General features: G+C 70.6%; 14 protein-coding genes and 1 tRNA gene. 11 read left to right on the forward strand and 4 right to left on the reverse strand.

Going from position 1 to position 11,748, the window contains the following annotated elements; genetic code table 11:
* Positions 1-4 precede the first annotated feature (4 nt).
* Both ACZ4VW_RS12105 and ACZ4VW_RS12110 read right to left on the reverse strand, forming a co-directional pair.
* Positions 5-1,330 carry a serine/threonine-protein kinase gene (locus tag ACZ4VW_RS12105; protein WP_467961184.1) on the reverse strand — a complete coding sequence of 442 codons (1,326 nt, stop codon included), beginning with the start codon at positions 1,328-1,330 and terminating at the stop codon, positions 5-7.
* 61 nt (positions 1,331-1,391) lie between these two features.
* Positions 1,392-1,940, reverse strand: a complete 549-nt coding sequence (locus ACZ4VW_RS12110) for a helix-turn-helix domain-containing protein (RefSeq protein ID WP_467961186.1) — start codon at positions 1,938-1,940, stop codon at positions 1,392-1,394.
* A gap of 128 nt (positions 1,941-2,068) precedes the next feature.
* Here ACZ4VW_RS12110 and ACZ4VW_RS12115 point away from each other — a divergent pair.
* The 3 genes from ACZ4VW_RS12115 to ACZ4VW_RS12125 all read left to right on the forward strand — a co-directional run bounded on the left by ACZ4VW_RS12115 (position 2,069) and on the right by ACZ4VW_RS12125 (position 4,105).
* Positions 2,069-2,141 (forward strand) — tRNA-Ala (locus ACZ4VW_RS12115).
* 178 nt (positions 2,142-2,319) lie between these two features.
* Positions 2,320-3,585, forward strand: a complete 1,266-nt coding sequence (locus ACZ4VW_RS12120; RefSeq protein ID WP_467961188.1) for an MFS transporter — start codon at positions 2,320-2,322, stop codon at positions 3,583-3,585.
* A gap of 145 nt (positions 3,586-3,730) precedes the next feature.
* Complete coding sequence (locus ACZ4VW_RS12125; RefSeq protein WP_467961190.1) at positions 3,731-4,105, forward strand: DUF6344 domain-containing protein; 375 nt, start codon at positions 3,731-3,733, stop codon at positions 4,103-4,105.
* Between the two features lie 231 nt (positions 4,106-4,336).
* Here ACZ4VW_RS12125 and ACZ4VW_RS12130 read toward each other — a convergent pair whose 3' ends face one another.
* Positions 4,337-5,095: a DUF5324 family protein gene (locus ACZ4VW_RS12130; RefSeq protein WP_467961868.1), complete on the reverse strand. Its 759-nt coding sequence runs from the start codon at positions 5,093-5,095 to the stop codon at positions 4,337-4,339.
* Between the two features lie 168 nt (positions 5,096-5,263).
* On the opposite strand from ACZ4VW_RS12130, the gene ACZ4VW_RS12135 reads away from it, so the two are divergent.
* Positions 5,264-5,791, forward strand: coding sequence for a peptidylprolyl isomerase (locus ACZ4VW_RS12135; RefSeq protein WP_467961192.1), 528 nt, complete (start codon positions 5,264-5,266; stop codon positions 5,789-5,791).
* 178 nt (positions 5,792-5,969) lie between these two features.
* Complete coding sequence (locus ACZ4VW_RS12140; RefSeq protein ID WP_467961193.1) at positions 5,970-6,836, forward strand: rhomboid family intramembrane serine protease; 867 nt, start codon at positions 5,970-5,972, stop codon at positions 6,834-6,836.
* Positions 6,837-7,119: 283 nt separating this feature from the next.
* Here the strand turns inward: ACZ4VW_RS12140 and crgA are convergent, their stop codons facing one another.
* Positions 7,120-7,374 carry a cell division protein CrgA gene (crgA, locus tag ACZ4VW_RS12145; protein WP_355110690.1) on the reverse strand — a complete coding sequence of 85 codons (255 nt, stop codon included), beginning with the start codon at positions 7,372-7,374 and terminating at the stop codon, positions 7,120-7,122.
* 151 nt (positions 7,375-7,525) lie between these two features.
* Here crgA and ACZ4VW_RS12150 point away from each other — a divergent pair, with 151 nt between their 5' ends.
* Genes ACZ4VW_RS12150 through ACZ4VW_RS12175 form a run of 6 tightly spaced genes read left to right on the forward strand, consistent with a single transcriptional unit; the run spans position 7,526 to position 11,734 of the window.
* Positions 7,526-8,293 (forward strand): DUF881 domain-containing protein, encoded by a 768-nt coding sequence (locus ACZ4VW_RS12150; protein WP_467961195.1) that lies wholly within the window; start codon positions 7,526-7,528, stop codon positions 8,291-8,293.
* A 19-nt stretch (positions 8,294-8,312) separates the two neighbouring features.
* Positions 8,313-9,014: a class E sortase gene (locus tag ACZ4VW_RS12155; protein ID WP_467961197.1), complete on the forward strand. Its 702-nt coding sequence runs from the start codon at positions 8,313-8,315 to the stop codon at positions 9,012-9,014.
* Positions 9,015-9,069: 55 nt separating this feature from the next.
* A complete protein-coding gene (locus tag ACZ4VW_RS12160; RefSeq protein WP_467961908.1) occupies positions 9,070-9,237 on the forward strand; it encodes a hypothetical protein in 168 nt (55 codons plus the stop codon).
* Positions 9,237-9,875, forward strand: a complete 639-nt coding sequence (locus tag ACZ4VW_RS12165) for an aminodeoxychorismate/anthranilate synthase component II (RefSeq protein ID WP_467961199.1) — start codon at positions 9,237-9,239, stop codon at positions 9,873-9,875. Before ACZ4VW_RS12160 ends, ACZ4VW_RS12165 begins: the two co-directional genes overlap by 1 nt.
* Entirely contained in the window at positions 9,872-11,020 is a 1,149-nt protein-coding gene (locus ACZ4VW_RS12170; protein WP_467961200.1) for a class E sortase, read from the forward strand. The genes ACZ4VW_RS12165 and ACZ4VW_RS12170 overlap by 4 nt, the downstream gene beginning before the upstream one ends.
* A 39-nt stretch (positions 11,021-11,059) precedes the next feature.
* Positions 11,060-11,734, forward strand: a complete 675-nt coding sequence (locus tag ACZ4VW_RS12175; protein WP_467961202.1) for a class E sortase — start codon at positions 11,060-11,062, stop codon at positions 11,732-11,734.
* Positions 11,735-11,748 lie beyond the last annotated feature (14 nt).

The raw sequence follows: 11,748 nt of genomic DNA on the forward strand, positions 1-11,748 counted from the left end.
CGGATCAGATCTGGGTGAGCGCCCAGATGCCGACCGCGAAGCAGATCAGCGCGACGGCCAGGACCGGGATCGCCACCTTCGGGGGCGGTCCCGGTCGCTTCGCCGGGGCCGGCGCCGGGGCGGTCGCCGACGTCGGGGCGGCAGGCGTCACCTGGGCGGGAACCTGTCCGGCCTGAGCGGTGTACTGATGCGTCGGGGCCTGTGGATATGGCACCGCGGCCGTCGGGACCTGGGCGAATTCCGGCGCGACGGCGGGATGGGGGGAGGCCGTGTGCGCGGAGGGGGCGGGGACCGGGGGCTGCGTGGGGGCGGCGACCGGCCGTGGGGGCGGGGGCAGATGGAAGCTGCCCGTCTCGGAGGGGCTCGGCACCGGCTGCTGTTGCTGCGGCTGGGGCTGCGGCTGCGTCGGTGTCCGGGGCTGTACGGGGGCCGGGGCGGAGGTGGCCGGGGACTCCGGGCCGTTCGGGCCGAAACCGGGGGGCAGCGGGCCGATCTGGTCGAAGACCTCGACCGGCTCCTCGTCCGGGCGGGCCTCGGGGAGCATCTCGACCGCCGAGGTCAGCGCCTTGCGTACGCCCGTCGCCGTCTTGAAACGGGCCTGCGGGTCCGGCTGGAGCAGACCCGCGATGACCTGCCACAGCGGCTCCGGAATGCCCTCAGGGGCTCCGGGCGTCCCGTGCGCCATGAAGTACTCGATCAGGGCGCGCGAGTCGGGCTTCTGGCCCTGGAGCAGATAGAGCGCGACCAGGCCGACCGCGAAGAGGTCGGCCGGGAAGTCCGGTTCCGCTCCCATCATCTGCTCGGGCGCGAAGTAACCGGGCGTCCCCACCACGTAGTTGGTCTCGGTGAGCCGGGGTTCTCCCTTGCGCATCGAGATGCCGAAATCGGACAGCCGCAGATGCGGCCGCCCGGTTCCGGTGACGTCGAGCAGGATGTTCGCCGGTTTGATGTCGCGGTGCACGACCCCCTCCGCGTGCACCGCGGCCAGACCGGAGAGCAGCTGATCCAGCAGCGTGCAGACGAAGCGCGGCGGCAGCGGACCGTAGTCACCTATGACGTGCGCCAACGACCCGCCCGCCACCAGATCCATGGTGAACAGCACCTTGTCGTCGTCGGCGGCCCAGCTGGCCGGGGCGAGGACGTGCGGGTGGTCGATCCGGAGCGCCTGCTCCCGGACGAAGCGGAGCAGGGTGTGCGCGTCGCTCTGCTGGAGCACCTTGGCCGCCACATAGCGGCGGCGCCGGTGATCCCACGCACGCCACACCGCGCCGACGCCACCGCGGCCGATCGGGTCGATCAGCTCGTACCGACCGGCGAAGACCTCACCCATTGCGCTGCGCCCGCTCCCCGTCGTCCCGAGTCCGCTCCGACGGACCGGCTGCTGTTCCGCGTCAGTTCTGGTGCGACTCGTAGTGCGCGACCGCGTCCGCGGTCCGCCCGGCGCCGTACACCCGGAGGAACTCTGCCAGTTCCGGATGGGCCGGGGCGAGCGAGTCGGCCGCATCGATGATGTCGCCGGCGGCGGCGACCGAGCGGAGCAGCGACTGGATCTCGCGCACCACGCGGCGGACGGTCGGCGCGCCCGAGCTGGTGGCGGTCTGGCTGGTGCCGGTCAGCACCGAGCCTCCCTGGGACTTCTTGATCTCGTCCATGCGGTCGGTGGCCTCGGCGGCGCTGACGCTACCGTCGGCGACCAGCGAGGCGAGCTCCTGAAGGGCCTGGACGCGCTGCACGACGGCCGGGTTGCCGATCTTGGCCCGCTGGCCGCTCATCAGCTGGGAGAGCATGGGCGCCGACAGCCCGAGCACAGCGGCGAGCCTCGCCTGATTCAGCCCGAGATCGTCGATCAGGCGACGGAAGAGCGCCCCCAGCGGCTCCCCGTACCAACTGCGCTGAAGCTCGCGGGCTCTGGCCGTGGCTTCTTGCTGCACTGCGTCCATTACTTCTCCCCATCCCTGCGGTTCGCCACTGCGAACCTCGTCAGCATCTTACGGAGCGTGGTCGCCGACCGGGAGTCCCAATCCTTTTGCGGGAAAGAGGGTGTGACCCGGTACTCTGTTCTCGTTCCGGGGCCTTAGCTCAGTTGGTAGAGCGCTGTCTTTGCATGGCAGATGTCAGGGGTTCGACTCCCCTAGGCTCCACCGGAGAAGCCCCTCCGGTCTGTGGAAACGCAGATCGGAGGGGCTTTCTGCGTTCTCGGACGCGGGCCGGCGGCCGGTGGACGCCCCGCCGGGCCGGGCGCGGGGCTGCAAGTGGCCCAGATCCCTGGGCGCTCAATGGACCTGTGGGCCTGGGCCATACCGCCCTAGCGTCGTGGACATGCCGAACCCCCTCCACCGAGCCGGGGCCCCGCTGGCTTCACGGGCTCCGCGAGCGCTCCTCCACGCCCAGCTGAGCAACGCGATCGGCGACGGCGCCTTCTACGTCTCCTCGGCGCTCTACTTCACCCGGATCGTCGGCCTGTCCGCCGCGCAGATCGGCCTCGGGCTCACGCTCGCCTGGGCCGTCGGCTCCGTCGCGGGCGTCTGGCTCGGCCACCTCGCCGACCGGCGCGGGCCCCGCGGGACCGCCGTGCTGCTGGCGCTCGCGACCGCGGCGGCCGTCGCGTCGTTCCTCTTCATCCGCTCCTTCGTGCCGTTCCTGATCGCGGCAGCGGTGTACGCCACCGCCCAGAGCGGACTCGCCGCCGCACGCCAGGCGCTGCTGGCGGGCCTGGTCGAGCCCTCGGCCCGTACGGAGGTGCTGGCCCGCCTGCAGTCCATCCTCAACGCCGGCCTCGCCGTCGGCGCGGGGATCGGCGGCCTCGCCCTGCACGCGGGCACGCGTCAGGCGTACCTGTCCGTCTTCGCGCTGGACGCGGCCGGCTTCCTCCTCTGCGCCCTGGTGCTGCGCGGCCTGCCGTCCGTGCCCGCCGCCCCGGCGGTGACCGGCGGCGAACCGCGCCTCGCGGTGCTCCGCGACCGCCCCTACGCGCTGCTCACCCTCCTCAACGCGCTGCTCCTCCTGCGGCTCCCGCTGCTCAGCCTCGCCCTGCCGCTGTGGATCGTCGAGCGGACCTCGGCGCCCGGCTGGATCGTCTCGGCGCTGTTCGTGCTCAACACGGCGGCCGTGATGCTCTTCCAGGTACGGACCGCGAGGGCGGTGACCGGACTTCCCCAGGCCACGCGCGCGGTGCGCCGCTCAGGGGCCGTCATGCTCGCCTCCTGCGCCGTGTTCGCGGTGACGGGGGCCGGCCTCGGGCCCTGGACGACCGTCGCGGTCCTCGCGCTCGGCGCCGCGCTCCAGGTCGCCGCCGAGATGCGCCACTCCGCCGGGTCCTGGCAGATCGGCTTCGCCCTCGCGCCGGCCGGCCGGATCGGGCAGTACCAGGGCTTCTACGGCACCGGTGTCCCGGTCGCCCGCACCCTCGGTCCGCTGCTGGTCACGACGCTCCTGGTGAGCTGGGGCATGCCCGGCTGGCTCGTTCTCGGCGGGATCTTCCTGGTGGCCGCTGTGGCGACGAAGCCCGCCGTCCGCTGGGCCGAGAGAACACGCGCGCAGGCGCCCGCCACCGGCGGAGTCACGGAGGTCGTCGGCGCCCACTGAGCCGGACGAGTGGTGTTCATCGGAAGAACTGCGCGGGGATGGCGTCGCTCCGAGAAATCGGGGCGCTCGTCCACATCATGAGGAAGGTACGAAAAGCGCGCAATTCGAATTGAACCATCCGAGAACGTCACGAAAGCGAGGGGCCATGGCCACCGCCAAGGTCAAGCAGTTCTGGACCGCCTTCATCTCCGTACTCTTCGCCCTGCTCGCCTCCGTCGGCCTGGCGAGCACCGCCACCGCCGCTCAGGCTCCCGCCGTCCAGCAGCCGGAGGAGCCGGCCTCCTCCGCCACCACCGGCGCGCGCACCCTCGCCGCCGTACCGGCACAGCGAAGGGCCTCTCAATGGCCCGCCGCGCGAGACCGTGCGCTGCCGCCCACGATCAAGCAGCGCATCCGGGCCGAGGCGCACAACTCCTCGCCCTCCGTCCGTCACCTGCGCGCCGACCCCCCGGTCGAGACCGCTCTCGCGGACCCGACGGAGGAGCTGTCGGAGCTCGCACTCGCCGCGACGGCGAAGTAGGGCGCAGGGAGTCGACATGCTCCCCGCGCCCCACGAACCACCGCAGCAGACCGCACCGCAGCAGACGCCACCGCACGGGACCCTGCCGTACGAGGCCCTCCCGCAGGAGGCTCCGTCGTACGAGGTCTCACCGCCCGGGACCCCGCCGTACGAGGCTCCCTCACACGAGGTCCCGCCGTACGAGGTCCCAGCGCACAACGCCCCACCGCACCACCCGGAGGCAGCCCGCGGTCAGCGACGATCGTCGCGATCCGTGTCGGTCTCGGCCTCGCTTCCGGCTTCGGCCTCCTTGGCCTCCACCTCAGGATCGAGAGCCCCACTGCCGTCGACGGACGACAGCGGCGGCGTCAGGGACGACGGTTCCGACATGCCCTCATCGACCTCGGTGGGAGCGGGCGGTTCGACCAGCCAGTCCGGGTTGGCCTGCTTGTCCCACCACTTCCAGGCGGCGAAGGCGCCGCCGGCCAGTACGCCGAGGACCGCGAGGCCCTTGGCGAGGCGTCCGGCCCTGGCCCGACGCTCGTGCTTCCTCACGATCTTCCGAATTTCCTTCGGTGTCACCTGTCCGCGCAGCGCGGCCCAGGCGGCCACCGAACGCGAACCCGCCTCGTCGAGGACGGGACCGGTCGCGGCGACCGCGTGCTCGACACGCGGAACGGTGTAGTCGGCCGCCTGACGGGCGGCATTGCGGGTGACGCTCGCGGCGCGCTGCGCGGCCTCGTCGACCCGCGGCGGTACATGCGGGGCGACATGGCAGGCGTACTGCTTACGAGCCTGCTTACGAGCCCGCCGAGCCGCCTTCGAGACCTTCGGCGCGAGCCGGACGCGTGCCTCGTGCGCATAGTGCGTGGCGTGGTCCTTGGCCGTGCCGGCGTACTGCACGGCCTGGTTCTTGGCCGTGCCGGCGTAGGGCGCCACCACGTCCGCGGCGTGCAGCACGCTGTCCTTGGCCGAATCGGTCGCGGCGCGCACGCTGTCCATCCGGGTCACGGGATCCTCCTCGTCGGTGGCCTTATCGGTTTTTCGCCTTTCCACCCATTTCGAAATCATGCCTGCCCTGACGCGGTCCGGCATGCGGGGCGGGCATCCGGGGCATACCCCTGTCTCTTCCGTGCGAGGATGCGATGCGCGTCAGTGGAGACTTACGGAAGGCGGACCGTGGCCGAGCAGCTCTACGCCACTCTCAAGACCAGCCTGGGCGACATCGAGATTCGGCTGCTGCCGAACCACGCCCCGAAGACGGTCAGAAACTTCACCGAGCTCGCGCGGGGCGAGCGGGAGTGGACGCACCCGGCCACCGGAAATGTCGCCGCGGACCGCCTGTACGACGGCACCGTCTTCCACCGGGTGATCGAGGGCTTCATGATCCAGGGCGGCGACCCGCTGGGGAACGGCACGGGCGGTCCGGGGTACGAGTTCGCCGACGAGTTCCACCCGGAGCTCTATTTCGACCGCCCCTACCTGCTGGCGATGGCCAACGCGGGCCCGGGCACCAACGGTTCGCAGTTCTTCATCACCCTCGGGGCGACGACCTGGCTGAACCGCAAGCACACGATCTTCGGCGAGGTCGTCGGCGCGGCGAGCAAGAAGGTCGTCGACGCGATCGCCGCGACGCCGGTCAACGCGAACACCAAGCGCCCGCTCGACGACGTGGTCCTGGAGTCCGTCGTCATCGAGACCCGCTGACCGCACGACGTCAGCCGGTCCGGCGCCATCGGGCCGTCAGCCGGTCCGGCGCCATCGGGCCGTCAGCCGGTCCCGCACGACCGTCAGCCGGTTCCCGTGGGAACCTTTCCGCCCCGTCCGTCCGTATCAGGAGGGCGGGGCGCTGCCTCGCCGCCCCATCTCCTCGGGAGGGATCTCCATGGAGCCGCAGTCCGGCCTGCCGCGCTGTTACCGCCACCCGGACGTCGAGACTGGCATCCGCTGCACCCGCTGCGACAAGCCGATCTGTCCGCAGTGCATGGTCTCCGCCTCCGTGGGCTTCCAGTGCCCGGACTGTGTACGGAACGGCTCCGGCACGGGCCACGCGCCCGACGCGAACCAGCCCCGTACGCTCGCGGGTGGCCGCGTCGCGTCCGACGGGCGGCTGATCACCAAGATCCTCATCGCCGTCAACCTCGCCCTCTTCATCGCCGTCCAGGTGGCCGGCGACCGGCTCGTGGACGAGCTGACGCTGATCGGATTCGCCTACAGTCCTGGGCTCGGCGAGGTGGTCGGCGTCGCCGACGGTGAGTGGTACCGGCTGCTGACCTCGGCCTTCCTCCACCAGGAGGTCGCGCACTTCGTCTTCAACATGCTGGGACTGTGGGTCATCGGCGGGATCGTGGAACCGGAGCTCGGCCGGATCCGGTACGCCATGCTCTGCCTGCTCTCGGGCCTCTCCGGCTCGGCGCTCGCCTATCTGCTCGCCGCGCCGAACCAGCCCTCCCTGGGGGCCTCCGGCGTCGTCTTCGGCCTGATCGGCGCCTGGGCGGTGCTCACCCGTAGGCAGCGGTACGACATGCGGCCGGTGATCCTCTTCGTGGGCCTGTCGCTGCTGCTGACCTTCACCCGCCCCGGCATCTCCTGGGAGGCGCACATCGGCGGCCTCGTCGGTGGTGCCCTGGTGGCCTACGGCCTGCTGCACGCGCCGAGGGCCCGGCGGAACGTGATCCAGTACGCGGCCTGCGGACTGGTCCTGCTCGTCGACCTCGGCATGGTGCTGGCCCGCTCGGCCGCGCTCACCTGAGCGTCAAGGGCTGTGGACGAGCTGCCGGGAAAGCTTTCCCCAGAGTTATCCACAGCGCGTGGCGGGATGTGTGCAGGCCGGGGGAAACGACTGCGCCCCCCGCCGCTGAGCTGGGCTTTTCCAGCGCGGCGAGGGGCGGGGTGCTCATTCGGAAGAGGCGCGGCAGTCACACCGGCGTCAACCTGCCCTGGAGTTATCCACAGATCTTCGTAAGTTATCCAGTGCTGTGCACAACGCTGTGGATAAGTTCAGGGCAGGGCTTGACGAGCGGGACGCGGGAGGGCTACTTCCACTGGGTGGAGACGCCGAATCCCGCCGCGATGAAGCCGAAGCCCACCACGATGTTCCAGTTGTTGAGGGACTTCACCGGCAGCGTGCCGTCGGTGACATAGAAGACGACGATCCACACCAGCCCGATCGCGAACAGCGCCAGCATCACGGGAGCCACCCAGCTGCGGTTGGTCAGCTTGATGTTGGTGGCCTGCTTGGCGGGCGGGGGCGTGAAGTCGGCCTTCTTGCGGATACGTGACTTCGGCACGAGGGACTCTCCTGTCGATGCGCTGCGTGACCGCGCAGAGAACTGTGGCTGGCGCCGGGGCGGGACGGCTGGGTGACGTAGGAGGACCACTGCGTCCCCCGGGCGTCCGTTAGCGTAGTGGTTCCACGGCACCGAAGGGGATCAGGGTACGTTGAGCAATTCCGCCGACTCCGCCCCCGGGCCGGGCCGACCCGCCAGGTGGCGCCCCGTCCGGGTGCTGACCGCTGCCGTCTTCGCCCTCGCCGGACTGATCTTCGTGACCAGTTTCAACACCGCGAAGGGCACCAACATCCGTACGGACGCCTCACTGCTGAGGCTCTCCGACCTGATCCAGGAACGCAGCCACAAGAACGCCGGCCTGGACGAGTCCACCGCCACCCTGCGCGGCCAGGTCGACGCCCTCGCCGCCCGCGACGACGGCTCCACCCGCGCCGAGGACGAGAAGCTGCGCGCCCTGGAGACGGCCGCCGGGACCACCCCGACCTCCGGATCCGGCCTGACCGTCACCCTCAACGACGCTCCGCCGAACGCCCAGGCCGCCCCCGGCTACCCCGAACCGCAGGCCAACGACCTCGTCATCCACCAGCAGGACCTCCAGGCCGTCGTGAACGCCCTGTGGAAGGGCGGGGCCCAGGGCATCAAGGTCATGGACCAGCGGCTCATCTCCACCAGCGCCGTGCGCTGCGTGGGCAACACCCTGATCCTCCAGGGCCGCGTCTACTCACCCCCGTACAAGATCACCGCTGTGGGGGACCGGGGAAAGCTGAACAAGGCGCTCGCCGACTCGCCCGCCGTCCAGAACTACCAGCTGTACGTGAAGGCGTACGGGCTCGGCTGGAAAGTGGACGAGCACAGGGCAGTGACTCTCCCCGGCTACTCCGGCACAGTGGATCTCCACTACGCGAAGCCTGTGAGCTGACTGCGGGGAGGCCCGGCCGGTGGCGGTGCGACTGATCGTCAGGGCGTTCAGCGAACTGTGCATCACCGTCGGGGCCCTGATCGTCCTCTTCGTCGTCTACGTGATGTTCTGGACCGGCGTCCGGGCCGAGGGGGCCACGGCCGGCCAGATCGACACCCTCCAGCGCGAGTGGGTCGAGCAGCCCGTACCCGCACCCGGCCCCACGGCGACGGCCACACCGCCCCCGAAGGCGTACGCACCGGGCAGGGGCATCGCCGTCATGTACATCCCCCGCCTCGGCCGGAACTGGGAGTGGCCCGTCCTGGAAGGCACCTCCCCGGCCGTCCTGAAGAAGGGCCTCGGCCACTACGCCGGCACCGCCCGCCTCGGCGAGACCGGCAACTTCTCCGTGGCGGGCCACCGGCGCACGTACGGAGATCCGTTCAAGGACTTCCCCCGGCTGCGCCCGGGTGACGCGGTGGTCCTCACCGACGGCACGACCTGGTACACGTACCGCGTCACCACGAAGCCGTACCGGACCGTGCCCACCGACATCGGCGTGATCGACCCCGTGCCGAGCCCCCTGAGGAAGAACGCCGCCGGCTTCGACCGGCCCGGCCGCTACCTCACCCTCACCACCTGCGAACCCGAGTGGGGCAGCAGCCACCGGCTGATCGCCTGGGCGCGCCTGGACACCACCCTGCCTGTGACGCAGGGCAAGCCACCGGCTTTGGCCGGCTGACCCCTCACGGCGCCGATGCCCCGTACTCTGGTGCCCGTAACGAACGGAAGGGGCAGTGGACGTCATGTACGGCTGGATCTGGCGGCATCTGCCGGGCAACGCGTGGGTCAGGGCGGTCCTCTCGCTCGTCCTCGTCCTCGGGATCGTCTACGCCCTCTTCCAGTACGTGTTCCCCTGGGCGGAGCCACTGCTTCCGTTCAACGATGTGACGGTGGACCGATAGTGAGCGCGCGGATTCTCGTCGTCGACAACTACGACAGCTTCGTCTTCAACCTCGTCCAGTACCTCTACCAGCTCGGCGCCGAGTGCGAGGTGCTGCGCAACGACGAGGTCCGGCCGGACCACGCACAGGACGGCTTCGACGGCGTCCTGCTCTCGCCCGGCCCCGGCGCGCCCGAACAGGCCGGCGTCTGCATCGACATGGTGCGCCACTGCGCCACGACCGGCGTGCCCGTGTTCGGCGTCTGCCTGGGGATGCAGTCGATGGCGGTGGCGTACGGCGGTGTCGTCGACCGCGCCCCCGAGCTGCTGCACGGCAAGACCTCGCTCGTCACGCACGAGGGCAAGGGCGTCTTCGCCGGTCTCCCTTCGCCGTTCACCGCGACGCGCTACCACTCGCTGGCCGCCGAGCCCGCGGAGCTCCCGGCCGAGCTCGAAGTGACCGCGCGGACGGACGACGGCATCATCATGGGGCTGCGCCACCGTGATCTGCCCGTCGAAGGCGTGCAGTTCCACCCCGAGTCGGTGCTCACCGAGCACGGCCACCTGATGCTCGCCAACTGGCTGGAGCAGTGCGGCGACAAGGGGGCGGTGGGCCGGTCGGCGGGGCTCGCGCCGGTGGTGGGCAAGGCCGTCGCGTGACGGCGGGGTCGCCGTGGTTCCGGGCGACGAACGTGCCGGACCCGGAGCCGGAGCCCGAGCCGATACCGGCGCCGGCGCCGCAGCGGTACGAGGTGCCACCGCGGTACGAGACGCAGCAGTACGAGGCGCCGCAGTACGAGGCACCGGGGTACGAGACGGCTGCGTACGAGCCTGCGGCCTACGAGCCGATGGCGGCACCTGAGCCCGCGTTCGCGACGCACGACGACACCTACGCCATCCCGTCCGAGGAGACGCGCACCTCCGCCGTGACGCCGGACGACACGCACGACGAGACGATGGCCCTGCGCACCGTGGAGCCCTCTCCCGCGCCCGTTCCCGGCCCGGGAAGGGCCGAACGCCGCCGGGCCGCCAAGGGCAGGGGCAAGGGCCGCAGAGGAGCGCAGGAGCCGGTCTCCGAGGTCCCCGCCGCCCCGCTCTCGCGCGTCGAGGCGCGCCGGGCCGCCCGGGCCCGCAAGGAAAGCGTCGGTGTCGTCGCCAGCCGCGTGGTGGGCGAGCTGTTCATCACCTTCGGCGTGGTCATGCTGCTGTTCGTCACGTACCAGCTGTGGTGGACGAACGTCCGCGCCGGCCAGCAGACCGACCGGGCCAAGGAGCAGATCGAGGACGCCTGGGCCAAGGGCCGCGCCCCGGGCGCGTTCGAGCCGGGCGAGGGGTTCGCCATCATGTACATCCCCAAGCTGGACGTGGTCGTCCCGGTCGCCGAGGGCATCAACAAGCCCAAGGTCCTGGACCGGGGCATGGTCGGTCACTACTCCGAGGGCTCATTGAAGACGGCGATGCCCCACGAGAAGCAGGGCAACTTCGCGGTGGCCGGTCACCGCAACACGCACGGCGAGCCCTTCCGCTACATCAACCGGCTGGAGCCCGGCGACCCGATCGTCGTCGAGACGCGGGACGCGTACTACACGTACGAGATGGCGAGCATCCTGCCCCAGACCGCGCCGTCGAACGTGTCGGTGATCGATCCGGTGCCGAAGCAGTCGGGCTTCAAGGAGCCCGGGCGGTACATCACGCTGACCACCTGCACGCCCGAATTCACCAGCACGTACCGCATGATCGTGTGGGGCAAGATGGTCGAGGAACGCCCGCGGAGCAAGGGAAAGCCGGACGCGCTCGTAGGCTGAGACCCTACGACCCCCACACCTCAGAACGGGACGACGTCAGTGGCACGTGCGCGCAACCGGATCGCCGGAGTCATCAGTGTCTTCGGTGAGCTCCTCATCACCGCGGGCCTGGTCCTCGGCCTCTTCGTCGTCTACTCGCTGTGGTGGACCAACGTCCTCGCCGACCGCGCCGCCGACAAGGAGGGCGACCAGGTCCGCGACCGCTGGGCGGGCGGCCCGGGCGCCCTGGACACCAAGGACGGCATCGGCTTCCTGCACGTCCCGGCGATGGGCGGCGACGAGATACTCGTCAAGAAGGGCACGGACTCCGACACGCTCAACAACGGTGTCGCCGGCTACTACCTCGACCCGGTCAAGTCGGCCCTCCCGCAGGACAAGCAGGGCAACTTCACGCTCGCCGCGCACCGCGACGGGCACGGGGCGAAGTTCCACAACATCCACAAGTTGAAGAACGGCGACTCGATCGTCTTCGAGTCCAAGGACACCTGGTTCGTCTACAAGGTCTACAAGTCCCTGCCACAGACGACGAAGTACAACGTGGACGTCCTCCAGCCGGTCCCCGAGGAGTCGGGCAGGACCAAGCCCGGCCGCTACATCACGCTGACGACGTGCACGCCGATGTACACGTCGGACTACCGGTACATCGTGTGGGGCGAACTGGAGCGCACGGAGAAGGTGGACGCGGCACGCACGCCGCCGGCGGAGCTGCGGTGACGGCCGCCCTCTGA

It is taken from the genome of Streptomyces sp. NPDC029139, from assembly GCF_055564335.1.

Bases quoted from the DNA above. Each gene is read 5' to 3' on its own strand.
- ACZ4VW_RS12140 (WP_467961193.1), top strand. From the start codon at position 5,970: ATGGAGCCGCAGTCCGGCCTGCCGCGCTGTTACCGCCACCCGGACGTC.
- ACZ4VW_RS12105 (WP_467961184.1), bottom strand. From the start codon at position 1,330: ATGGGTGAGGTCTTCGCCGGTCGGTACGAGCTGATCGACCCGATCGGC.
- ACZ4VW_RS12110 (WP_467961186.1), bottom strand. From the start codon at position 1,940: ATGGACGCAGTGCAGCAAGAAGCCACGGCCAGAGCCCGCGAGCTTCAG.
- ACZ4VW_RS12120 (WP_467961188.1), top strand. From the start codon at position 2,320: ATGCCGAACCCCCTCCACCGAGCCGGGGCCCCGCTGGCTTCACGGGCT.
- ACZ4VW_RS12125 (WP_467961190.1), top strand. From the start codon at position 3,731: ATGGCCACCGCCAAGGTCAAGCAGTTCTGGACCGCCTTCATCTCCGTA.